Origin of the sequence: Aeromicrobium tamlense (genome assembly GCF_013408555.1) — a bacterium.
In the GTDB taxonomy this organism is placed as follows: domain Bacteria; phylum Actinomycetota; class Actinomycetes; order Propionibacteriales; family Nocardioidaceae; genus Aeromicrobium; species Aeromicrobium tamlense.
Genome location: NZ_JACBZN010000001.1, coordinates 1,310,966 through 1,332,546, shown reverse-complemented (window position 1 = coordinate 1,332,546; position 21,581 = coordinate 1,310,966). Strand labels below are relative to the sequence as shown.

Below are 21,581 nucleotides of genomic sequence, written 5' to 3'. Positions count from 1 at the left end.
TCAGTCCCACGTCCGCAGCGAGGGCCGGTACGTCAGCTCGACGGTGCGGTCGTCGAGCACGCGGTGCTCCAGCAGCTCGAGGTCGAAGTCCTCGGCGTCGGCCAGCACGGGCCGCTCGCCCGTGCGCCCGGTCAGCACCGGGAACACCGTCAGCTGCACCGCGTCGACGAGCCCCGCCGCCATGAGGTCGCGGTTCAGGCCGAGACTGCCGTGGGAGCGCAGCGGCACGTCGGACTCCTCCTTCAGCCGCGCCACGACCTCGGCAGCGTCGCCGCGAGCCACGGTGACGTCGGGCCAGTCGAGGTCGCCGTCCAGCGTCGACGAGACGACCGTGGTGGGCATCCGGCGCATCCGTCCGACCCACGTGTCGTCGAGCTCGGGGTACCGGTCGTCCGACAGCATCTCGACGAACTCACGGAAGGTCGTGGCGCCGAGCACCATCCGGACGTCCGACGCGTAGAGCTCCTCGCGGCGCCGCAGCAGTTCGGGACCCTGCCGGCCCCAGTACCCGCCCCAGTCGCCCGGCGGCCGGTACGAGCCGTAGCCGTCCACGCTGGCGAACACGTCGAAGGTGTAGGTCGCGGTCATGCTGCCTCCCCGCCTCGGTCCCTGTCTCCGAGTGTCCACCGCAGGCGTCGATCCGGCCAGCACCACGTGACAGCATGGGCCCATGTCCGATCCCCGCGTCGTCGCCGTCAGCCGGGACGACCGGCACCGCTTCAGCAAGGTGCCGGTCGAGTCCATCACGCTCGTCGAGGGCCACGGGGTCGAGGGCGACGCCCACGCCGGCGCCTTCGTGAAGCACCGGTCCCGCGTGCGGAAGGACCCCCGGCAGCCCAACCTGCGCCAGGTGCACCTGATCCACGCCGAGCTGTTCGACGAGGCCCGCGCGATGGGGCACGAGCTGACCGCCGGCGACCTCGGCGAGAACGTGCTGACCGAGGGCGTCGACCTGCTCGGCCTGCCCACCGGGACGCTGCTCGACCTCGGCGGCCCGGTCGTGCGGATCACCGGCCTGCGCAACCCCTGCGTGCAGATCAACCGCTTCCAGCCCGGACTCATCAAGGTGGTGCTGGCCAAGGCGGACGGCACGCCCGCCTCGCGACCCGCCCCGCCCACCGGCTCCGCGGGCGCCTCGGCACCCGTGGTCCGCAAGGCCGGCGTGATGGCCGTCGTCGAGCGCGGGGGAGAGGTGCGCCCCGGCGCCGCGGTCACCATCACGCTGCCGGCCGAGCCGCACACGCCCCTGCAGCCGGTCTGACCTCCGCCCGTCCCGAGATTTGCTCCACTTTCTACGTTTCAGACGTGCCGAAAGGTGGAAATCGGAGCAAATCTGGGGGGGGCGCTGGTTAGTCGTCGGCGAGGCGCGCGGGGAAGCCGCCGGTCGAGATCGGGCCCCAGGACGTGGGCGTGATCCGGATCAGGCTCTTGCCCTGGTCGAGCATCGCCTGCCGGTACTCGTCCCAGTCGGAGTGCTCGCCGGAGATGTTCCGGAAGTACTCGACGAACGCGTCCAGCGCGTCGGGCACGTCGAGCACCTCGGCCGTGCCGTTGACCTGCACCCACGCGTCGTTCCACTCGTTCGACAGCACGACCACGCTGACCTCGGGGTCGCGGCGCGCGTTGTGCGTCTTCGCCCGCTCGGGATAGGTGGAGATCACGAGCCGTCCGGAGTCGTCGACCCCGCCGGTGACCGGCGAGGCCTGCGGGCTGCCGTCGGAGCGTCGCGTGAGCAGGATGAACCGGTGACGCGGCCGGACGAAGTCGAGCAGCTCGTCGAGGCCGACACGGGTGTTGGTGGCGATGGAGCGGGGCATGGACTCACGCTACGCCGCGGGGATGATGGGGGCATGGTCGAAGCTCCCGTCCTCGCCGCGAGCGCCGTCGTGCTCGACGACGAGGGTCGCGTCCTGCTGGTGCGCCGTGCGCACGACCCGGGGCGCGGGCAGTGGTCCGTCCCGGGCGGCCGGGTCGAGCCGGGGGAGACGCTCGAGGAGGCGTGCGCCCGCGAGGTGCTGGAGGAGACCGGCTACGTCGTCGAGGTCGGGCCCGAGCTCTGGACCGCGCACGTGCCGATCGGCGACGGCCGCGACTACGAGATCCACGACTTCGCGGCGACGGTCGTGTCGGGTCGGCTCGTGGCGGGTGACGACGCCGATGACGCGGGCTGGTTCAGCCTCGACGAGATGACGGCACTGCCGATGGTCGACGACCTGCTGGACCTGCTGCGCTCAGCCCGCGCGTGAGATCGTGAACGCGCACAGGAACCCGATCGTCGCCAGGAGCCCCGCGTACAGGTGCGTGCGCTCGAACGCCTCGGGGATCATCGTGTCCGCCACCATCGCCAGGATCGCGCCCGCCGCCACGGCCGTGATGGCGGCGATCGTGGTGGGGGAGGCGCCCTCCAGCAGCAGGCACCCGGCCATGGCCGCCAGCCCGCTCGCCACCGCGATGCCGCCCCACACCCCGAAGACGTAGCGGGCCGAGCGGCCCTTGCGCTTCATGCCGGCGGCGCTCGACAGCCCCTCGGGCAGGTTCGAGACGAAGATCGCCGCCAGCACGGGAACCCCGACGCCGCCCCCGCCCACGAGGGACAGCCCGAGGACGACCGACTCCGGGATGCCGTCGAGCAGCGCGCCGATGGCGATCGCCGTGCCGCTGCCCGACTGCTCCTCCTCGGACGACTGCTCCGCGCCCGACCGCTTCCGGTGGCGGGCGCCGTACCGGGCCAGCACGAGGTTGGCCGCGACGTAGGCGAGTGCGCCTGCGAGGAAGCCGAGCACGGTGGGCCGGAGCCCGCCCAGCTGCTCGGCCTCGTCGACCAGGTCGAAGGACAGGGCCGAGATGAGGACGCCGGCGCCGAACGCCATCACCGATGCGACCACACGGCGCGGCACGGGCACGAGCCACGCGACCGCCGCACCGATCACCAGCGCACCGCCCGCCACCAGGCCCCACAGGCCCGCCTCCACCCCGATCGGCATGTCCATCCCCTGATCGTGTCAGTCCGGAGGCACCGACGCAGGTCACGACGGGCCGATGCGGGTGCATCATGAGAGGGACGCCGAGGAGGTGGACGCATGTCCGTCGACTACTACGTCGCGTGGTGGAACGTGGAGAACCTCTTCGACGAGGAGAAGGCTCCCGCGACCCGGCGCACCGAGAAGGTCCGGCGGGCCCTCGGGAACGACCTCAGGGGCTGGACGCGCACGCTCCGCAACCGCAAGATCGACCAGCTCGCGTCGGTGATCGCCCAGATGAACGACGGTGCCGGACCCGATCTGCTGGGCGTGTGCGAAGTGGAGAATCGCTTCGTCCTCAACCTGCTGGTGGCCAACGTCGAGAAGCGTCTTCCGGGGCGGCACTACGGCATCGCCCACGCCGACACCGACGACGCGCGCGGCATCGACGTGGCGTTCCTCTACGACACGGGGCTGTTCGAGGTGCCCGCCGACGAGACGTTCTTCCACGTCGTCATGCGCCGCAACGCCACGCGCGAGATCGTGCAGGTCAACTTCCGCACCCGCCACGGCGCTCGCACCTGGGCCGTCTTCGGCAACCACTGGCCGTCGCGTAGCGGGGGCCAGTACGAGTCGGCCGGCTACCGCGACATCGCGGGTGAGACCCTCGCCTACTTCCACGAGCGGGTGCTGGAGGTGCACGGACCGGAGACGCCCGTGCTGGCGCTGGGCGACTTCAACGACGAGCCGTTCGACGTCTCGCTCGTCACGCACGCGCTCAGCACCCGCCAGCGCAACCGCGTGCTCAACGCCGACGTCCCGCTGCTGTGGAACCTCGCCTGGCCGCTGCTCGGCGGCCGCGGCGGCCAGCCGGACGGCAGCTTCTACTGGCAGAACCAGCCGAACCTGCTCGACCAGGTGCTGGTGAACCGGGCGATGGCGGCCGACGGACCGCTGCGCGTCGAGGAGGAGTCGGTGCGGATCCTGCGCTTCCCCGGCACGGCGGACGAGGGACAGTACCCCCGGCCTGTCCCGTTCGGCGGGATGGGCCACCCGGTCGACAAGCAGGGGTTCTCGGACCACTTCCCGATCGCGCTGCGGGTGACAGAGGAGGACTGACGGGGCTCAGCCCTTGCCCTTGCCCTTCGACTTCCCCTTGGCCTTGCCGTTGTTCTTGCCCTTGCCCTGGTTGCCGCTGGACTTCGCGGCGCCGCTGCCGCCGCTCGTGGCCTTCGGCGCCGTCGCGGCGTTCGTGACGACCGGCGCGACCGCCACGGAGACCAGGATCGTGGCGCCGTCGGGCAGCCGGCCGGTCTTGTCGAGTGCGACGACCTCGCCGGTGTCCCCGGCCCGCGTGACGTCCTCGCGCTTGACGGCGAAGCCGCGCCGCTCGAGCGCCGCCGCGACGTCGGCGAACGGCTTGCCGATGAGGCTCTTGGCGGTGATCCGCACCTTGCCGGACGCGACCGACAGCGTGACCGGGCTGCTCTCGGAGCCCTCCGCGCCGGGGGCGGGGGACTGGTCCACGACCTCGCCCTCGGGCGTGTTCGCGACGTCGACGACCTTCGTGCGGGCGGTGAGTCCCGCCTCGTCGATCCGGCTCGTCGCGTCGCCGGCCTGCATCCCCACGACGTCGGGCACGAGCGGCGGCCCGCCGAACATCAGCTGGCGTCCTCCGAGCAGTGCGGCCACGAGCACGATGACGCCGACCGACGCGTAGGCGACCCGCGGGCGGCGGCTCCGGTGAGGGGCGACGGCACGGACGGCCGAGGTCGGCAGCGGGATGGGGTCCGTGGCGACGTCGCGGCTCGGGTGGGGCTCCTCGAAGCGCTCGGGCAGGTCGATCGATCCCGCCGCGCCGATGCGGGCCGCAGCAGACGCGACCTCGGCCGCGGTGGACGGGCGGTCGGCCGGGTCCTTAGCCGTGAGCGATCGGACGAGACCGGCCACGTCCTCGGGCACGCTGGGCCCGAGATCCGGCAGCTCGTCGTGCAGCTGGGCCATCGCCGTGCCGATGTGCGTCTCGCGGCGGAACGGTGAGGTGCCGGTGAGGCAGTGGAACGCCACGACGCCGAGCGCGTACAGGTCGGACTGCGGGGTGGCGAGGCGGCCGCGCACCTGCTCGGGACTCATGTAGTCGGTCGTGCCGACGAGGGACCCGGTGTCGGTGAGCGGCTCGCTGGTGTCGGTGCGGGCGATGCCGAAGTCGACGAGAACCGTGCGGCCCTCGGGGGTCAGCATGATGTTCGCGGGCTTGAGGTCGCGGTGGACGATGCCGGCGTCGTGGGCGGCCTGGAGGCCCTCGGCGACCTGTTGCACGACCGACATCACCTGGTCGGGCGCCATCGGCCCGCGCTCCTTGAGCAGCTGGCCCAGCGAGTGCCCCTCGACGTACTGCATGACGATGAAGGTCGCACCGTCCTCGGGGGAGTCGTCCTCCGCGAAGTCGAAGACCTGCGCGACGCCCGGGTGGTGGATCGAGGCGGCCAGGTGGGCCTCGCTGCGCATCCGCGCGCGGTTGACCTCGTCGTCGTCCGTGCCGGGCCTGAGCACCTTGATGGCCACGGTGCGGCCGAGGCGCGTGTCGGTGGCTCGGTAGACCGAGCCCATGCCGCCGGTGCCGACGACCTCGTCGAGGGCATAGCGCTGCATCAGGGTCTGGGTCACCAGTCCACGGTAGGTCGGATTCGCCGACTTCGCGGCCCGAGTGATGAAGCGCACGGGCTCGCGAGGACTCTCGCTCACGCTGTCGGGACTAGGATTTCCGGGCGTCCGCACCCCGTCCCCGGATGCACGGAACGGAACCCCCATGACCTCCTCCGCGCCCTCGCGCGTGCCCGAGCCCGGACGCGTCCCCACGGTCCGCGCCGCGCTCGCCTCGCCGCGCCTGCTGCGCACCGAGGTGCTGGCCGGGCTGGTGGTCGCGCTGGCGCTGATCCCCGAGGCGATCGCCTTCTCGATCATCGCGGGCGTCGACCCCGAGGTCGGCCTGTTCGCCTCGTTCACGATGGCCGTCACGACGGCGATCCTCGGCGGCCGTCCCGCGATGATCTCCGCGGCCACGGGCGCCGTCGCGCTGGTCGTCGCGCCGGTCATGCGTGAGCACGGCTACGACCACCTCATCGCCACCGTGATCCTGGGCGGCCTCATCCAGGTCGCGCTGGCGTTCGCCGGCGTCGCCCGGCTCATGCGCTTCATCCCGCGGTCGGTGATGGTCGGCTTCGTCAACTCGCTGGCGATCCTCGTGCTGATGGCGCAGGTGCCGCACCTGATCGGCGTGCCGGGGCTCGTCTACCCGATGGTGGCCGCCGGCGTGGCCATCATCGTGCTGCTGCCGCGACTCACCCGGGCGATCCCGTCGCCGCTCGTCGCGATCACCGTCCTGACCGCGGTCGCCGTGACGATGTCGCTCGGCGTGCCGACCGTGGGGGACGAGGGCGAGCTGCCCAGCAGCCTGCCGTCACTGTTCACGCCCGACGTCCCGCTGAGCCTCGAGACGCTGCGGATCATCGGCCCGTACGCGCTGGCGATGGCGCTCGTCGGCCTGATGGAGTCCCTGCTGACGGCCAAGCTCGTGGACGACATCACCGACACCCACTCGAACAAGACGCGCGAGTCGTGGGCGCAGGGCGTCGCCAACGTCGTCACCGGCCTGTTCGGCGGCATGGGCGGCTGCGCCGTGGTCGGCCAGACGATGGTCAACGTGAAGGTCTCGGGCGCTCGCACGCGGCTGTCCACGTTCCTCGCCGGTGTCTTCCTGCTCGTGCTGGTGGTCGGTCTCGGCGACGTCGTCGCGACGATCCCCATGGCCGCGCTCGTCGCGGTGATGATCATGGTCTCGGTGGCGGCGTTCGACTGGCACAGCATCGCGCCGGCCACCCTGCGCCGGCTCCCGCCCAGCGAGACCTTCGTGATGGTCGTGACCGTCGCCGTCGTCGTGGCCACGGGCAACCTCGCGATCGGCGTCATCGCCGGTGTCCTGGTCGCGTCGGTGATGTTCGTGCGCCGGGTCGCCCACTTCACCGAGGTGGTCGACGTCGCGCACCCCGACCCGGACACCCGGGTCTACAAGGTCAGGGGTGAGCTGTTCTTCGCGTCCAGCAACGACCTCGTCTACCAGTTCGACTACGCGGGCGACCCGCCGAACATCGTCATCGACCTGTCCGAGTCGCACGTCTGGGACGCGTCGAGCGTGGCCGCGCTCGACGCGATCGAGACCAAGTACGCGGCGAAGGGCAAGACCGTGCGCATCGAGGGCCTGAACGAGGCCAGCCTCGAGCGGCACCGCCGACTGGCCGGCCACCTCGACGCGGGGGACTGAGCGGCGCTAGCCCCGGCCGACCATCCGTGGACCCGACAGGCGGCGCTCCAGCCGATCGGCCTCCCGCTTGATCGGGCGGGCCACGTACTGGCCGAGGATGACGCCGGCGGCCAGGGCGAGGGCGGTCGCCAGGGCGGAGGCGAGCTCGAGCACGCCGTCGTGGCCCTGCGCGAGCAGCGCGAGCCCCCGGTAGACCTCGAGGCCGGGGAGCAGGGGCACGATCGCGGGCACCACGACGACCAGCGGCGGCACCCGGAACCGGCCGGCGGCGAGGTGGCACACCGCGCCGATCACGACCGCGGCCACCGCCGACCCCCACGTGCGCCCGACGGCGGTGCTGTTGACCGACAGCAGCACCGCCTGGCCGAGCCCGCCCACCAGCGCCACCGCCACGAGGGCGCGCCACGGGGCGTAGGAGGCGAACGCGAAGCCCGATGCCGCGAGGGCCGCTCCGACGACGATCACCCCGGCCTCGGCGATGCCGGCGGCGCCGACCTCGAGGTCGACGAGCCCCACCCCGAGCAGGTCGCCCACCGTGAGCCCCGCGCCCACGCCCGCGATGATCCCCATCGTGTTCAGGAACGCGTCGATGACGCGGGCCGACGCCGTGACGGGGAAGCCGGTCAGCGCGTCCTGCGTGGCGCCCAGGATGCCCACGCCCGCCAGCAGCATGACGATGCCCGACGTGACGACGCGGGACGGATCCGCCTCGATCGAGGTGGCCGACGCGAGCACCGCGATCATCGTCGCGACGAACCCGCCCGCCGCCTGCTGGTAGAACGTCGGGATGCGGTGCGGCGGGAGCAGACGCTGCGTGGCGTCGATGCCGCACGCGGCGATGAACGCCAGCACGCAGATGACCGGCCCGCCACCCAGGGTGAGCGCGATCCCCGCGCCCATGACGCCCCAACCGAGCGTCACGGCCCAGCGCGGCCGGCTGTGGCCGGTCGACACGATCCGGGCGACGCGGTCGCGGGCCTCGTCGCGGGTGATGCGGCCGGCCACGAGCTCGGTCACCGCCTGGTCGACCTCCACGAGATTCGCGTAGTCGACCGGCCGTCGGTTGACCCGGCGCACCTGGATCGCGGCGGGCTCGTCCCGACTCGGCTGGTGCCGCAGCGTGAGGTCGACGAAGGTCACGTCGGCCGAGACGTTGCGCACGCCGCAGGCCCGCGTGACCTCGAGCATCGTGGCCGACACGTCCGCGGCGCCGGCTCCGGAGGACAGCAGCACCTCGCCGATCCGCAGGGCCAGGTCGAGCGCCTCGTAAGCCTCGCGGCGCTCGCTCATGCGAAGCGTTCGAGGAACAGCGCCTCCGCCAATGCCATGGACGCGATCTCCCGCGGGTCGACGCTCTCGTTGGGGGCGTGGATCAGGGCCTGCGGCTCCTCGACGCCCATGAGGAAGATCTCCGCCTCGGGGTAGAGCTCGTCGAACACGTTGCACAGCGGGATCGAGCCACCCTGGCCCAAGTGCGTCATCTCGACCCCGTACGCCTCGTGCATGGCCGACGCCATGGCCCGATACGCCGGCCCGTCGGTGGCGGCCCGGAAGGGCGAGCCCGTCGCCTCGGTCTCGACGGTGCAGTGCACGCCCCACGGGACGGCGGCCTTCAGGTGCGCGACGAGTCCGGCCTCGGCCTCGGCGGGGTCGACGCCGGGCGGGATGCGCAGGTTGAGGCGAGCGGCCGCCTTCGGCACGATCGCCGCGGCCGAGCCGATCACCGGCGGGCAGTCGATGCCCAGGATCGTCACCGCGGGCCGCGCCCAGAGCATGTCCGAGACCGTGCCGTCGCCCAGCAGCGACACCCCGTCCAGCACGCCCGCGTCCGAGCGGAACTGCTCGGGCGGATAGGGCGCACCCGTCCACTCCTGCCCGCCGTCGAGACCGTCGACGGTGGTGTTGCCCTCCTCGTCGCGCAAGCTCGCGAGCGTGGCCACGAGCGCCGCGAGGGCGTCGGGCGCGGCGCCGCCGAACATCCCGGAGTGGACCTCCGACGTCGCCGACTCGAGGGTGACCACGACGTTGACCATGCCGCGCAGGCTCACGGTCGCCGCCGGACGGCCCACCGCCGCGTTGCCCGTGTCGCACACGAGGATCGCGTCCGCGCGGAACAGGTCGGGGTTCGCCTCGACGAACCCCTCGAGACCGCCGGTGCCCTGCTCCTCCGAGCCCTCGACCACGAGCCGGAGGTCGACCCCCAGGTCGTCGCCGATCGCCCGCAGAGCCGCGAGGTGCATGACGATGTTGCCCTTGCAGTCGGCGGTGCCCCGGCCGTACCAGCGCCCGCCGGACTCGGTCAGCTCGAACGGGGGAGTGCGCCAGTCGGCCTCGTTCCCGGGCGGCTGCACGTCGTAGTGGGCGTACAGCAGGACCGTCGGGGCGTCCTCCCGCGCGGACGGTCGGGTGCCGACCACCGCGTGGCTGCCGTCGGCCGTCTCCTCGAGCCGGGCGTCGGCGAAGCCGAGTGCCTCGAACCGTGCGCGCACCCACTCCGCCGTGCGCTCACACTCCTCGGGCGGGAACTGGCGGGGGTCGGCCACCGAACGGAGCGCGACGAGCTCGGTCAGCTCGTCGCGCACCGAGGGCATGAGGGCATCGATGCGCTGGCGCAGGTCCATGGATCAGTCTCCGATGTGGTCGTCGGTCTTGAGGTCCTCCACGTACGAGCGGAAGTCCTCGAGCTCGTCGGGGCAGTAGACCTCCATGACGAGCAGCTGGCCCTGGACGGCCCGGCTGTCGGCGATCACCGGCCGGGCGCCCGGGCCCGTGGCCCCGTTCGTCAGCAGCGAGGCGAGCGTCGCCCGGCGGAGGGCGTCGTTCGGGTTCTCGCACGTCGCGCCGCCGTCGTCGCCGAAGACCCGGACGATCATGTCCCGGTCGGGCGTACGGGCTGCGCCCGCGTCGACGAACGCCTCGATCAGCTGGTCGGCCTTCTCCTGCGCGCGGTTCGACTCGCGCGCCTCGCTGAAGGTCAGCACGGCGACCACCGCCGCGATGCCGAGCAGGACGCAGGCCGTGATGTAGATCCACGACCGCTCGCGCTTCGTCTGCGACTCCCGGTGTGTGCTCATGATTCGACCACCTCTTCAGGCTGGGGCTGCTTCCACGACGGCTTGCGGAAGCGGTAGAACAGGAACGGCACCAGCAGGCCCAGGCCGAGCGCGCCGCCGCCCACGATGAGGAAGTAGACGCCGGAGCTGCCCGAGGCGAACTGCGACGGCGGGATGAAGCCGACCAGCAGGGCCGCCAGCGAGGCCGCGAAGCCCACGCCGCACAGTCCCACCAGCATCGGGGCGCGGTAGCCGCGCGGGTGGTCGGGCTCCTTGCGACGCAGCTGCACCGCGGCGACGAACATCAGCAGATACATGATCAGGTACACCTGCGTCGTGATCACCGAGAAGATCCAGTACGCGCTGGAGACGTCGGGGATCAGCGCGTACGCCAGGCCGATCACCGTGGTGACGAGGCCCTGGACCACGAGGATGTTCTGCTGCACGCCGTTCTTGTTGAGCTTCTGCAGGAACGGCGGGAGGTAGCCCTCCTGCCGCGAGATCAGCAACAGGCCCTTCGACGGTCCGGCCAGCCACGTCAGCATGCCGCCGAGCGAGGCGGTGACCAGCATGATGCCGACGATCGGGGTGAGCCACTGCCAGCCGAAGTTCGCGAAGACCGCGTCGAACGCCTGCATGACGCCGGCGGTGAGCGAGAGCTCCTCGGCGGGCACGATCCACGCGATCGCGAGCGCCGGCAGGATGAAGATCGTCAGCACGAGGCCCATCGCCAGGAACATGGCCTTCGGGAACTCCTTGGCGGGGTTCTTCAGCGATCCGACGTGCACCGCGTTCATCTCCATCCCGGAGTACGACAGGAAGTTGTTGACGATCAGCACGAGGCTGGACAGTCCGGCCCACGCGGGCAGCAGGTGGTCCGACGTCATCGGCGCGGCCGACTCGTTGCCCTGGCCGAGGAACACCACCCCCAGCAGCACCAGCACGACGCCGGGCACGAGCGTGCCGATGATGAGGCCGCCGCTGGCCAGGCCCGCGACGCCCTTCGTGCCGCGCGCCGAGACCCAGACGCCCGACCAGTACACGACGATGATGACCGCGGCGGTCCAGACGCCGCTGCTGGCCAGGGCGGGGTTGAAGACGTAGGCCAGCGTGCTGGCCACGAACCCCAGCAGGCTCGGGTAGTAGAAGATCGTCATCGCGAACTGGCACCAGACGGCGAGGAAGCCCATCGGCTTGGACAGGCCCTCCGACACCCACTTGTAGATGCCGCCCTCCCAGCCGGACGCCAGCTCGGCCGAGACCAGCGAGGTCGGCAGGAGGAAGACGATCGCCGGGAGCAGGTACAGGAAGACGCAGGCGAGACCGTAGACCGCCATGGTCGGGGCCGCGCGCAGGCTGGCCACCGAGCTGGTGGTCATCATCGCCAGCGCGATCCAGGAGATCCACTGGTGCGTGCTCGCGCGACTCGTGGCCGCGCGCACGCGGGAGCCGCCGCCCTCCGCGGAGAGGTCCGCGGTGGTCATGAGGTGCCTCGAGGCACTGCGAGGGTGAACATGTGCTCCTCCGTCCGTGCAGCCGTCAGCGGGCTGGTGGTCCGAGTCTCACGCCCCGGCGGGCGAGGCGGCCTCACCCCTGGCGGGTGATCAGTGGACGACGGCGAGGCCGCGGTCAGTGGCGTTGAGGCGCCGCCCGCCGGTGGCGGTGACCGTCACGATGTCCTCGATCCGCACGCCGAACCGCCCGGGCAGGTAGATCCCGGGCTCGACCGAGAAGCACATGCCCTCGACGAGCGGCTGCGTCTCGCCCTCGATCATGTACGGCGGCTCGTGGGTGGTCGTGCCGATGCCGTGCCCGGTGCGGTGGATGAACCGCTCGCCGTACCCGGCGTCGGTGATCACCTTCCGGGCGGCGCGGTCGATCTCCTGGCACGGCACGCCCGGGGCCACCGCCTCGACGCCGGCCTGCTGGGCCTGGCGGACGACTTCGTGCACCTCGCGCACGAGGGCCGACGGCTCGCCGACCGACACGGTGCGGCTGGTGTCCGACCCGTACCCGTGCATGAGGCCACCGAAGTCGAGGACGATCGCGTCGCCCTTCTCGATGGTTCGGTCGCCCGCCTCGTGGTGGGGGTTGGCGCCGTTGGGACCCGAGCCGACGACCGTGAAGTCGACCTGCTCGTGCCCGAAGTCGCGCAGCAGCCGGGCGAGGTCGGCAGCGACCTCGGTCTCGCGACGTCCCGCGAAGCGCACCTTCAGGATCTCGCCGTAGGTCGCGTCGGCGGCGGCGCCCGCCGCGGCGAGCCGGGCCACCTCGGCCTCGTCCTTCACCGCGCGCAGCATCGGCAGCGCCTGGGTGAAGGAGCGGTAGGCCACGCCGGGAGCAGCGTCCTGCAGGCCCAGCAGGTGCATCGCCCAGGCGGAGTCGGAGATCGCCAGCGTCCGGGTGCCGCCGAGGAGGCCGGCCGCGACGGAGAACGGGTCCTGCCCGTCGGTCCAGTCGACGAGCTCCAGGGCGGAGGCGGCGGCGCAGCCCTCGGCGTCGGGGCGCTCGAGGGTCGGCACCACGAGGGTGGGCTCGCGGTCGGCCGTCAGCACGAGGGTGGTGAGCCGCTCCGTGATCGCCGTGGGCCGGTACCCGGTCAGCCAGACGAGCTCGGGGCCCGGCATCACCAGCAGACCGTCGAGGCCGGCGGCCTGCGCCGACTCGACCGCGTGGCGCATCCGCGCGGCGAGGTCGTCGGCCGTGAACGGGGTCGGTGTCGTGCTCATCGGGTCGCCTCCGCCGCGCCCGAGGCCGTGGTCGGCAGCGTGTGGGTGATCGCGGCGGCCGAGGCGACCGCGTCGTCCACGGTGCCGCGGGCCGCCCGGTGCTTGGCGATGACGAGTGCCATCAGCACGCCGAGGAAGCTGAGGACGGCCATCAGCCACGACGCGGCGGCCAGGCCGTCGGCCAGCGCCTCCGCCTGCCCGGCGCCGTCGTCGGTGCGGTTGCCGATCACCGTGCCGTACACCGTCGCGGCCAGGGCGGTGGCGACGGCCGCGCCCACGTAGCGGGCCATGTTCGAGACACCCGACGCCCCGCCCACCTGGCTCTGGGGCACCGAGGCGGTCGCCGCCGACGAGGCCGGGCCGTTCGACAGGCCCATGCCCACCGCGATCGCGACGAGCGGCAGCAGGAACGCCACGTACCGCCAGTCCGACTGGACGAAGCCCACGATGACGAAGCCCACCGTCGTGAGCACGAACCCGACCCCGATCGTCTGCCGGCCGCCGAACTTCGCGGCCAGCTTCGGCACCAGCGGGGCGACGACGACCAGGCCCACCGTCGCCGGCAGGGTCGCCAGGCCGGCCTGGAGCGGGCTGAAGTCGAGCGTCGACGGGTCCTGGAAGTAGAGGCTCAGCAGGTACATCAGGCCGTTGATCGTGCCGGCACCGATGAGAATCGCGATCGTCGAGCCGACGAGCACGCGGTTCCGCAGCAGCGCGAGGTCCAGCAGCGGCACGGCCACCCGCTTCTCCACGACGATGAACGCCCAGCCGGCGGCGATCGAGATCGCGAAGCAGCCGAGCGTGGCGGGGGAGAGCCAGCCCCAGTCGCTGCTCTCGGTCACCGCGAGGATCAGCGGCGTCAGCGTCGCGGCGATCAGCACGGTGCCGGCGTAGTCGATCGACCGCGGCCGGTCGGGGTCGCGCGACTCGGCGACCGTGACGAAGGTCAGCAGCATGCACAGCACGGCCACCGCGGCGTCGATCCAGAACAGCCCCTGCCACCCGGTGATGTCCACCAGGACGCCACCGAGCAGCGGTCCCGCCGCTGCTCCGACCGCCGCCGCGGCGCCCCACAGGGAGACCGCCCTGAGCTGTGCCTCGTCCTCGTTCGCCACCGAGAGCAGACTCAGGCCGCACGCCAGGATCGTGGCCCCGGCGGCGCCCTGGATCACGCGCCCCGCGATGACCATCCCACCGGACTCCGCCAGCGCGATGAGCACGCACGAGACGACGAACAGCAGCAGGCCCAGCTGGAAGACGCGCTTGCGACCGAAGACGTCGCCCAGCGAGCCCGAGGTCACGATGACCGCGGCGCCCACGAGCGAGTACCCGGTGACGGCCCACTGCAGCGTCGTGACCGACGTCCCGGTGTCCTCCGAGATCGCCGGCAGCAGGATGCTCACCGCCGAGGTGTTGGCGTTCACCACGAGGGTGGAGATGCACGTGGCGGCGAGCACGCCGCCGGCACGACTGGTCGACGGTGCGGTGCGGCTCATCCGATCGTCCTCACGGCTCACGGGGCTGGAACCGCCCCAGGGTGTCGTCCCCCGCCTCGACGATGCCGAAGCTGGACTCGGGCACGGGGTTCCACGCGCCCTTCAGGTCGCCGAGGGGCTCGGAGACCACGATCCGCGTCTCGTCGTCGAGCTCCGAGAACACGGGGTTGTCCGGGTACATCTGGCGCAGGGTGGACAGGGCCGTGCTGACGTACAGCGTGCGGCTCTGACCGATGCTGGAGTACCGGAAGCCCCACAGCCGCTCGCCGTCGGTCGTCGCCACGGTCATCTGGAGCGGCTCGTCCACCCCGTGCGCGCGACCCACCGCCTCGACGAAGCCCGCCATGCGCTCGACGGCGCCGATCGTGTCCTCGTGCAGCCCGAACGTCAGCGCGAGGAAGAACATCACCTCGGAGTCCGTGGAGCCCGCCATGAAGGGGTAGAGCTCGGGATCGACCGCCATGACCAGATCGCGCTTGAGCACCGAGAAGTCGCGGATCGCGCCGTTGTGCACCCACAGCCAGCGCCCGTGCCGGAAGGGGTGACAGTTCGACTGCTGCACGGGCGTGCCCGTGCTGGCCCGGATGTGCGCCAGGAACAGGCCCGACGAGGTCGACCGCGCCAGCTCGCGCAGGTTCTGGTCGCCCCAGGCCGGCCCGACGCCCCGGAACAGCACGGGCTCGTCGCTGCGGCGCGTGCCGGGCAGTGACGGCGCCTCGTCGAGGCCGTACCAGCCGACGCCGAAGCCGTCGCCGTTCGTCGTCTCGACCCCCATGCGCGAGTGCTGGCTCTGGTCGATCAGGGAGTGGACGGGCTTGTAGAGCAGCTCCTCGAGCAGGATCGGACTGCCCGAGTACGCCAGCCATCGACACATCGCGGCCTCCTCCAACGCTCGGTCTCCTCGGAGCGTGACCCAGTCGCGCGCCGGGATGCCTCATCCCACGGGGATGAGGTCCGTCCGCCGCGCGGTCCGCACGATGGGTCCATGCTGACCGTGGGCGTGGAGGAGGAGTTCCTGCTCCTCGACCCCGAGGGAGCGGTCCGGCCCGTCGCCGACGACGTCATCCGCGCGATCGGCGACCCCCGGGTGAAGCCCGAGCTCATGTCGTTCCAGGTGGAGACGAACTCCGGCGTGTGGACCGACCTGGCCGATCTCGATCGCGAGCTGCGCGACCTCCGCTCACGGGTGGCGGGCGCGTGCCGCGACCTCGGGGTGCGGCTCGTCGCCGCGGGCTCGCCGCCGATGGACGACCCGGGAGCCGAGCTCGTCACCGACGCGCCGCGCTACCGCGGGCTGGCCGAGCGGTTTCCCGAGGCCACCGCCGCGGCCGGCACGTGCGCGTGCCAGGTGCACGTGGGGCTGCCCGACCGCGACCTCGCGGTCCAGGTGCTGGCGCGCCTGCGCACCTGGCTGCCGACGCTGTTCGCGCTCGGCACCAACTCGCCGGTGACGTCGGGTCGGGACTCCGGCTGGCAGAGCACGCGGTACGCGCGCCAGCTGCTCTGGCCGACCTTCGCGCCGCCCGAGCCGTGGGCCGACGCGGCGGCCTACGACGCCGCGGTGCAGGAGCTGGTCGACCGCGGCGCCGCCCTCGACGCGCGCAGCGTCTACTTCCTGGCGCGGCTCTCCCCGCGCTATCCGACGATCGAGATCCGCATCGCCGACACGTGCCTGGAGACCGCCGACGCGGTCCTGCTCGCCGGGATCTGCCGCGCCCTGGTGACGGTGCTGATGGCCGACGTGGAGCAGGGGCGTCCTGCCGTGAAGGTCTCGGGCACGGCGCTGCGCACCGCCCTGCTGGCGGTCGCCGTGGACGGGAGGCCACCGTCGAGCGGTCCGGACGAGGTCACCCGGGCGGTCGTGGCGGCCCGGCTGCTGCGCACGATCCTGCCCGGCACCGCCGACTGCTACGAAGCCGACGTCCTGCTGTGCGGCCTCGAGCGCGTCCACCGTGAGGGCACGGGCGCCGACCGTCAGCGCCGGCTCCTGACCACCCACCGCGAGCCCCGCGTGTTCGTCGACGTCCTCGCGTCGGCCACGGCGGGGGAGGAGGCGCCATGACCACCGACCGACCGCCTCACGGCTTCCGGATGCGCGTCGCCCGGCGCTTCGCCGGGCTGCACCCGGCCGGCATGATCCACGGCGCGCTCGTCATGGGCGCCACCCTCGCCCTGATGAGCGAGAAGACCCGGGCCGAGGTCAGCGTGATCGGCGCGGCGGGCGTGCTGACGATCTACTGGCTCTCGCACGCCTACACCCACGCCCTCGGACGGGGCATCGACGGTGACCAGGTCCATCTCGCCGCCCGCCTCGTCGGCAGCATCCGGCACGAGTGGCCCGTGTTCCTCGGTGGTCTGCCGGCCCTCGTCGTGTTCGCGACCATGCTGGCCTTCGGGTCGCAGGTCGCGACGGCGATGGCCGCGGGCCTGTGGGTCACCGTCGTGCTGATGGCGGTGTCCGGCTACCTCGCAGCCCACCAGGCCGGCGTCTCCGGCTGGCGGACCGGTGCCGAGACGGCGTTCGCAGCGCTCCTCGGGCTCTTCATGGTGGGGCTCAACACCCTGCTGCACTGAGGGGTCAGGCAGCCACGGGCTCGCGGCGGCTGCGCAGCACGGCCTTGACGATCTCCTCGACCACGACGAGCGTCGCGGCCAGGCCGAGGCACGTGCCCCACTGGCCGAGGGTCATCTCGGTCGTGCCGAAGATCCGCTGGAGGAAGTCCAGCGTCGTCACCAGCACGATGGCCAGCAGCGCGATCCCGTACCGCCGCAGCTGCGCGACCGCGGGCAGTGCCCGACTGTCGAAGATGGTGTTCTCCTGGTCGCGGCTCAGCAGTGCCCCCGCCAGGTGGAACAGCGAGAGGGTCGTCAGCAGCATCGTCGAGGCCAGCACGGCGTCCTCCCACTCGACGCCGATCTGGTAGGCCGCGAGCGAGCCCGCGGTCATCACCGCGCCCTGGACGCACAGCCGGATCCAGTTGGCGCGCGACAGCACCGGGGCGCCGACCGGCCGCGGCGGGCGCGCCATGAGGCCGCGGGCCGGCTGGTCGAAGCCCAGCGCGATCGCGAGCGGGATGTCGACGACCATGTTGAGCCACAGGATCTGCAGCGGATTCAGCGGTGAGCCGTCGGCGATGCCCAGCACCCCGGCCACGAGGAACACCGCGATGTAGGCGACGAGGGTCGACATCTGGAACCGCAGGTACTTCAGCAGGTTGTCGTAGAGGGTGCGGCCGTACGAGACCGCCTCGACGATCGTCGCGAAGTTGTCGTCGGTGAGGATCATGACGGCGGCCTCCTTCGAGACCTCCGTGCCGGTGATGCCCATCGCGACGCCGATGTCGGCCGACTTCAGCGCGGGGGCGTCGTTCACGCCGTCGCCCGTCATGGCGACGATCTGACCGTTCCGCTGCAGGGTCCGCACCAGACGGACCTTGTCCTCGGGCGCCACCCGGGCGACGACGCCGATGTCGTCGACCCGCCGGTCGAGCTCCTCGTCGGACATCGCGGCGAACTCGCTGCCCGTGACGGCCTCGCCCTCGATGCCCAGCTCGGTCGCGATCGCCGCCGCCGTGGACGCGTGGTCGCCGGTGATCATGCGCACCCGGATCCCGGCCTCTCGGCACTCGGCGATGGCGGCCTTCGCCTCGGCGCGCGGCGGGTCGACGATGCCGACCATCGCGAGCAGCGTGAGCTCCTGGACCTGCCCGATGAGGTCGGTGCCGTCGCGCACGACCGAGGGTTCGAGGTCGCGCTGCGCCACGACCATGACGCGCTCGCCGGCGGCCGCGATCCGGTCGTTGGCCTCGAGCGCCAGGTGGCGGTTCTCGTCGCTGATGGTCACCAGCGTCCCGTCGGGCTGCCGGAACGTCGCGGCGCGCGCGATCAGCACGTCGGGCGCGCCCTTGACGTAGCAGCGGACGACCGGCGTGCCGTCGTCCGCGGTCATGTCGTGGAACGTCGCCATGAACTTGTACTCGGAGTCGAACGGGACCTCGGCGACGCGGGGGTGGGCCGCGCGCGTGTCGGTGATGTCGAGGCCCCCCTTGGCGCCCAGCACGATGAGCGCGCCCTCGGTCGGGTCGCCGATGAGGCTCTCACCGTCCAGCACCGCGTCGGCGCACAGCACCATGGGCAGCAGGTAGGGGTCGAGGTCGACCGCCCCGCCGCCCACGCGGCTGATCTCGCCGGCCGTCCCGTAGCCCTCGCCCGAGACGCTGAAGCGGTGGTGGCCCGGGATCACGAGCTCGCGCGCGGTCATCTTGTTGAGCGTCAGCGTGCCCGTCTTGTCCGAGCAGATCGCCGAGGTGGAGCCCAGCGTCTCCACGGCCGGCAGCCGTTTCACGATCGCGTGGCGGCTGGCGATCTCGCGCGTGCCCATCGACAGCAGGGCGGTCACGACGGCGGGCAGGCCCGTCGGGATCGCCGCCACCGCGAGCGCGACGCCCGTGACGAAGAGGGTGTCGAAGGACTGGCCGCGGGCGAGGCCGAGCAGCAGCACCAGCACCAGGGCGACGCCCGCGATGGAGGCGATGATCTTCGACAGGGAGTCCAGCTGGCGCTGCAGCGGCGTCTTGCCGACCGAGGTGCCGGCGAGCAGGTCGGCGATGTGACCGATCTCGGTGTCCATGCCGGTCGCGGTGACGATGATCTCGCCGCGGCCCCGGGTGACCGACGTGTTCATGTAGGCCATGCAGGTGCGGTCGCCGAGCGGCACGTCGTCGCCGGGCACGGGCTGGTCGGACTTGCCCACGGGGAGGCTCTCTCCGGTGAGCGCGGCCTCCTCGATCTCCAGGGTCGCCGCGAGCCACACGCGGCCGTCGGCGGGGACGCGGTCGCCGGCCTCCACCAGGACGATGTCTCCGGGCACCAGCTGCTCGGCGTCGACCTCGACGGCCCGGTCGCCGCGCCGGACGCGCGCGATCGTCTTCATCATCTGCGAGAGCGCCTTGACGCTCTCCTCGGCCTTGGCCTCCTGGCGCAGCCCGATCACGGCGTTGAGCACCGTCAGCCCGGCCAGCACGACCGTGGTCCCGGTGTCGCCCGTCACGACCTGATTGATGACGGCGGCGCCGAGCAGGATCAGCTGCATGAAGTCGCGGTACTGGCGCAGGAACGCGCGCAGACCCGACTCCTTGGCTCCCTCGGCGAGGCGGTTCGGTCCGACCGAGGCGAGCCGCCGGGCGGCCTCCTCGTCGGTGAGGCCCGTCGCGGGCACGACGCCGAGCGTCCGCGCGACGGCCGCTGCCGAGGACCCCACGGGGTCGAGGTCGGTGGGCACCCGGTCCGTGGGCGTGCTCTGCATCGTCATGGCGCGAGCATCCCTGCACGCGTGCGGCGACGCCTCATCCTCGACGGGTGAAGCGGAGCACGCCGCGTCGGGGTGCACTCGGTGGGGGCACTCCCGCCCCCGTTCGCACCACAGGAGACCGCATCATGGCCCAAGCCACCCTGACCGTCTGGAAGTTCGCCTCGCCGGAGGGAGCCGACCGTGCGTCGGAGACGCTCCAGCGACTGAGCCGCGAGAACCTCATCACCGTCCACGACGCCGCGACCGTCACGTGGGCCGAGGGCGCGAAGCGGCCGAAGACCCACCAGCTGCACTCGACCACCGGCGCGGGCGCGCTCGGCGGGTCCTTCTGGGGCATGCTGTTCGGCCTGATCTTCTTCGTGCCGCTGCTGGGCGCCGCGATCGGCGCGGCGACGGGCGCCCTCGCCGGGTCCTTGGCCGACGTCGGCATCGACGACGGCTTCATCAACCGGATCCGCGACGAGGTGACGCCCGGCACCTCCGCCCTGTTCGTCATGACGTCCGACGCGGTCCTGGACAAGGTCACCGACGCGTTCGCCGACCTCGGCCCCTCGGAGCTGGTGTTCACGAACCTCAGCTCCGAGCAGGAGACCGCGCTGCGCGAGGTCTTCGCGGGCGAGTGAGCCCAGGTCAGGCGTCGCGCAGCTCGTCGCCGTGCACGATGACGGCCCAGATCACCAGGACGTCGATCGTGATCATCACGACCGACCACAGGGGATAGGCCGCCATGAACGCGAAGTTCACCAGGATGCTGAGCATCGCGACCAGCACGGCGATCACGCGGGCCCACACCTTGCCGGTGAGCAGCGCGACGCCGGCCGCGGCGACGATGACACCGCCGATCAGGTGGGCCCAGCCCCACGCGGTGTAGTCCGCGGTGACGACCAGGCCGTCGTTGCCGACGAGGAAGTACTGGTCCTTGAACAGGGCGACGAGGCCCGTGATGGCGTGCAGTGCTCCCAGGAGCACCATCATGAAGGCGGCGAAGTAGACCCAGCCCACCCAGCCGGAGACCGGGCTGGGCTGAACGGCTTGGTACTGGCCGGAGGTGGGGGTCTTGGCGGGCCCGGCGGGCTCTGCGGTGCGAGACATGATCGTGCCTTTCTGTCAGGGCAGCAGCCTCAGTGTCCGAGCGCGCGCGAGCGGGTCGCCTCACCCTGCACGGATGATCCGCACACCGGTCCATGCGCGCTTGCATGGCAGGAGGGCCCGCTCGGGGCCCCGGCCCCTCGGGCCCGGACGCAGGAGGACCAGCGACATGACCGACTCACGCACGGCACCACGCCGTTCCCAGGGAGCCGCCTTCGGCTTCATCGCGTTCGCCGGGGTGATGATGATCCTGATGGGCGTCTTCCACGCCTTCATGGGCATCGTGGCCCTCGCCGAGAACGAGATCTACGTCGAGGGCCCCCAGTACCTCCTCGAGTTCGACGTCACCGCCTGGGGCTGGATCCACCTGATCGCCGGCGTCGTCGTCGTCATCGCCGGGTTCGGCGTGTTCAGCGGGCAGGGGTGGGCGCGCGGCGTCGGCATCGCCGTCGCGGCGCTCAGCATGCTGCTGAACTTCGCCTTCATCCCGTACTACCCGATCTGGTCGCTGCTCGTGATGGCGATCGCGGTGTGCGTCATCTGGGCGCTGGCCGACCACGGCCCCGACTTCCCGGTCCGGGACACCACGCGCGGTCTGTGAGGGCCAGGACCGAGGAGGCCG

The 21,581-nt window shown here is 72.0% G+C and carries 21 protein-coding genes; 8 read left to right on the top strand and 13 right to left on the bottom strand.

What is annotated here, in order from left to right:
• Entirely contained in the window at positions 1–588 is a 588-nt protein-coding gene (locus BJ975_RS06720) for a dihydrofolate reductase family protein (RefSeq protein WP_179424398.1), read from the bottom strand.
• An 82-nt stretch (positions 589–670) separates the two neighbouring features.
• Here BJ975_RS06720 and BJ975_RS06715 point away from each other — a divergent pair, with 82 nt between their 5' ends.
• Positions 671–1,261 carry an MOSC domain-containing protein gene (locus BJ975_RS06715; protein ID WP_179424397.1) on the top strand — a complete coding sequence of 197 codons (591 nt, stop codon included), beginning with the start codon at positions 671–673 and terminating at the stop codon, positions 1,259–1,261.
• A gap of 88 nt (positions 1,262–1,349) precedes the next feature.
• On the opposite strand, the gene BJ975_RS06710 is transcribed toward BJ975_RS06715, so the two are convergent.
• Positions 1,350–1,817, bottom strand: coding sequence for a PPOX class F420-dependent oxidoreductase (locus BJ975_RS06710; RefSeq protein ID WP_179424396.1), 468 nt, complete (start codon positions 1,815–1,817; stop codon positions 1,350–1,352).
• Between the two features lie 33 nt (positions 1,818–1,850).
• Here BJ975_RS06710 and BJ975_RS06705 point away from each other — a divergent pair, with 33 nt between their 5' ends.
• Positions 1,851–2,246 (top strand): NUDIX hydrolase, encoded by a 396-nt coding sequence (locus BJ975_RS06705; RefSeq protein WP_179424395.1) that lies wholly within the window; start codon positions 1,851–1,853, stop codon positions 2,244–2,246.
• On the opposite strand, the gene BJ975_RS06700 is transcribed toward BJ975_RS06705, so the two are convergent.
• The gene (locus BJ975_RS06700; RefSeq protein ID WP_223303253.1) at positions 2,232–2,990 is read right to left on the bottom strand and encodes a ZIP family metal transporter; all 759 of its coding nucleotides are present in this window, start codon (positions 2,988–2,990) and stop codon (positions 2,232–2,234) included. The genes BJ975_RS06705 and BJ975_RS06700 overlap by 15 nt on opposite strands.
• A gap of 90 nt (positions 2,991–3,080) precedes the next feature.
• On the opposite strand from BJ975_RS06700, the gene BJ975_RS06695 reads away from it, so the two are divergent.
• Positions 3,081–4,079: an endonuclease/exonuclease/phosphatase family protein gene (locus tag BJ975_RS06695; protein ID WP_179424394.1), complete on the top strand. Its 999-nt coding sequence runs from the start codon at positions 3,081–3,083 to the stop codon at positions 4,077–4,079.
• Between the two features lie 6 nt (positions 4,080–4,085).
• On the opposite strand, the gene BJ975_RS06690 is transcribed toward BJ975_RS06695, so the two are convergent.
• Positions 4,086–5,627, bottom strand: a complete 1,542-nt coding sequence (locus tag BJ975_RS06690; protein ID WP_179424393.1) for a protein kinase domain-containing protein — start codon at positions 5,625–5,627, stop codon at positions 4,086–4,088.
• 142 nt (positions 5,628–5,769) lie between these two features.
• Between BJ975_RS06690 and BJ975_RS06685 the strand changes: the two genes are divergently transcribed.
• Positions 5,770–7,281, top strand: a complete 1,512-nt coding sequence (locus tag BJ975_RS06685; protein WP_179424392.1) for a SulP family inorganic anion transporter — start codon at positions 5,770–5,772, stop codon at positions 7,279–7,281.
• Between the two features lie 6 nt (positions 7,282–7,287).
• Here the strand turns inward: BJ975_RS06685 and BJ975_RS06680 are convergent, their stop codons facing one another.
• From BJ975_RS06680 to BJ975_RS06650, 7 genes are all read right to left on the bottom strand, one after another.
• Positions 7,288–8,571: a threonine/serine exporter family protein gene (locus BJ975_RS06680; protein WP_179424391.1), complete on the bottom strand. Its 1,284-nt coding sequence runs from the start codon at positions 8,569–8,571 to the stop codon at positions 7,288–7,290.
• A complete protein-coding gene (locus tag BJ975_RS06675) occupies positions 8,568–9,902 on the bottom strand; it encodes a dipeptidase (protein ID WP_179424390.1) in 1,335 nt (444 codons plus the stop codon). The genes BJ975_RS06680 and BJ975_RS06675 overlap by 4 nt, the downstream gene beginning before the upstream one ends.
• A 3-nt stretch (positions 9,903–9,905) precedes the next feature.
• Positions 9,906–10,355 carry a hypothetical protein gene (locus tag BJ975_RS06670; protein WP_179424389.1) on the bottom strand — a complete coding sequence of 150 codons (450 nt, stop codon included), beginning with the start codon at positions 10,353–10,355 and terminating at the stop codon, positions 9,906–9,908.
• A complete protein-coding gene (locus tag BJ975_RS06665) occupies positions 10,352–11,818 on the bottom strand; it encodes an APC family permease (protein ID WP_179424388.1) in 1,467 nt (488 codons plus the stop codon). The genes BJ975_RS06670 and BJ975_RS06665 overlap by 4 nt, the downstream gene beginning before the upstream one ends.
• Positions 11,819–11,938: 120 nt before the next feature.
• Positions 11,939–13,063: an aminopeptidase P family protein gene (locus BJ975_RS06660; RefSeq protein ID WP_179424387.1), complete on the bottom strand. Its 1,125-nt coding sequence runs from the start codon at positions 13,061–13,063 to the stop codon at positions 11,939–11,941.
• On the bottom strand, positions 13,060–14,559 hold the full coding sequence (locus tag BJ975_RS06655) for an MFS transporter (protein ID WP_179424386.1): 1,500 nt from the start codon (positions 14,557–14,559) through the stop codon (positions 13,060–13,062). The genes BJ975_RS06660 and BJ975_RS06655 overlap by 4 nt, the downstream gene beginning before the upstream one ends.
• A gap of 10 nt (positions 14,560–14,569) precedes the next feature.
• Positions 14,570–15,433, bottom strand: a complete 864-nt coding sequence (locus tag BJ975_RS06650; RefSeq protein ID WP_179424385.1) for a class II glutamine amidotransferase — start codon at positions 15,431–15,433, stop codon at positions 14,570–14,572.
• A 111-nt stretch (positions 15,434–15,544) separates the two neighbouring features.
• On the opposite strand from BJ975_RS06650, the gene BJ975_RS06645 reads away from it, so the two are divergent.
• Positions 15,545–16,621, top strand: a complete 1,077-nt coding sequence (locus tag BJ975_RS06645; RefSeq protein ID WP_179424384.1) for a carboxylate-amine ligase — start codon at positions 15,545–15,547, stop codon at positions 16,619–16,621.
• Entirely contained in the window at positions 16,618–17,133 is a 516-nt protein-coding gene (locus tag BJ975_RS06640) for a hypothetical protein (protein ID WP_179424383.1), read from the top strand. The genes BJ975_RS06645 and BJ975_RS06640 overlap by 4 nt, the downstream gene beginning before the upstream one ends.
• Before the next feature lie 4 nt (positions 17,134–17,137).
• On the opposite strand, the gene BJ975_RS06635 is transcribed toward BJ975_RS06640, so the two are convergent.
• Entirely contained in the window at positions 17,138–19,870 is a 2,733-nt protein-coding gene (locus BJ975_RS06635; RefSeq protein WP_218845752.1) for a cation-translocating P-type ATPase, read from the bottom strand.
• Positions 19,871–19,995: 125 nt separating this feature from the next.
• Between BJ975_RS06635 and BJ975_RS06630 the strand changes: the two genes are divergently transcribed.
• A complete protein-coding gene (locus BJ975_RS06630) occupies positions 19,996–20,493 on the top strand; it encodes a DUF1269 domain-containing protein (RefSeq protein WP_179424382.1) in 498 nt (165 codons plus the stop codon).
• A 7-nt stretch (positions 20,494–20,500) separates the two neighbouring features.
• On the opposite strand, the gene BJ975_RS06625 is transcribed toward BJ975_RS06630, so the two are convergent.
• Complete coding sequence (locus BJ975_RS06625) at positions 20,501–20,962, bottom strand: DUF7144 family membrane protein (RefSeq protein ID WP_179424381.1); 462 nt, start codon at positions 20,960–20,962, stop codon at positions 20,501–20,503.
• 166 nt (positions 20,963–21,128) lie between these two features.
• Between BJ975_RS06625 and BJ975_RS06620 the strand changes: the two genes are divergently transcribed.
• The gene (locus BJ975_RS06620; RefSeq protein WP_179424380.1) at positions 21,129–21,560 is read left to right on the top strand and encodes a DUF7144 family membrane protein; all 432 of its coding nucleotides are present in this window, start codon (positions 21,129–21,131) and stop codon (positions 21,558–21,560) included.
• The last annotated feature ends 21 nt before the right edge of the window (positions 21,561–21,581 follow it).

Coding starts and splice junctions, on each gene's coding strand:
- BJ975_RS06640 (WP_179424383.1), top strand. CDS start 16,618: ATGACCACCGACCGACCGCCTCACGGCTTCCGGATGCGCGTCGCCCGG.
- BJ975_RS06705 (WP_179424395.1), top strand. CDS start 1,851: ATGGTCGAAGCTCCCGTCCTCGCCGCGAGCGCCGTCGTGCTCGACGAC.
- BJ975_RS06660 (WP_179424387.1), bottom strand. CDS start 13,063: ATGAGCACGACACCGACCCCGTTCACGGCCGACGACCTCGCCGCGCGG.
- BJ975_RS06625 (WP_179424381.1), bottom strand. CDS start 20,962: ATGTCTCGCACCGCAGAGCCCGCCGGGCCCGCCAAGACCCCCACCTCC.
- BJ975_RS06715 (WP_179424397.1), top strand. CDS start 671: ATGTCCGATCCCCGCGTCGTCGCCGTCAGCCGGGACGACCGGCACCGC.
- BJ975_RS06645 (WP_179424384.1), top strand. CDS start 15,545: ATGCTGACCGTGGGCGTGGAGGAGGAGTTCCTGCTCCTCGACCCCGAG.
- BJ975_RS06680 (WP_179424391.1), bottom strand. CDS start 8,571: ATGAGCGAGCGCCGCGAGGCTTACGAGGCGCTCGACCTGGCCCTGCGG.
- BJ975_RS06635 (WP_218845752.1), bottom strand. CDS start 19,870: ATGACGATGCAGAGCACGCCCACGGACCGGGTGCCCACCGACCTCGAC.
- BJ975_RS06665 (WP_179424388.1), bottom strand. CDS start 11,818: ATGACCACCGCGGACCTCTCCGCGGAGGGCGGCGGCTCCCGCGTGCGC.
- BJ975_RS06655 (WP_179424386.1), bottom strand. CDS start 14,559: ATGAGCCGCACCGCACCGTCGACCAGTCGTGCCGGCGGCGTGCTCGCC.
- BJ975_RS06630 (WP_179424382.1), top strand. CDS start 19,996: ATGGCCCAAGCCACCCTGACCGTCTGGAAGTTCGCCTCGCCGGAGGGA.
- BJ975_RS06670 (WP_179424389.1), bottom strand. CDS start 10,355: ATGAGCACACACCGGGAGTCGCAGACGAAGCGCGAGCGGTCGTGGATC.
- BJ975_RS06710 (WP_179424396.1), bottom strand. CDS start 1,817: ATGCCCCGCTCCATCGCCACCAACACCCGTGTCGGCCTCGACGAGCTG.
- BJ975_RS06700 (WP_223303253.1), bottom strand. CDS start 2,990: ATGGACATGCCGATCGGGGTGGAGGCGGGCCTGTGGGGCCTGGTGGCG.
- BJ975_RS06675 (WP_179424390.1), bottom strand. CDS start 9,902: ATGGACCTGCGCCAGCGCATCGATGCCCTCATGCCCTCGGTGCGCGAC.
- BJ975_RS06685 (WP_179424392.1), top strand. CDS start 5,770: ATGACCTCCTCCGCGCCCTCGCGCGTGCCCGAGCCCGGACGCGTCCCC.
- BJ975_RS06650 (WP_179424385.1), bottom strand. CDS start 15,433: ATGTGTCGATGGCTGGCGTACTCGGGCAGTCCGATCCTGCTCGAGGAG.
- BJ975_RS06620 (WP_179424380.1), top strand. CDS start 21,129: ATGACCGACTCACGCACGGCACCACGCCGTTCCCAGGGAGCCGCCTTC.
- BJ975_RS06720 (WP_179424398.1), bottom strand. CDS start 588: ATGACCGCGACCTACACCTTCGACGTGTTCGCCAGCGTGGACGGCTAC.
- BJ975_RS06695 (WP_179424394.1), top strand. CDS start 3,081: ATGTCCGTCGACTACTACGTCGCGTGGTGGAACGTGGAGAACCTCTTC.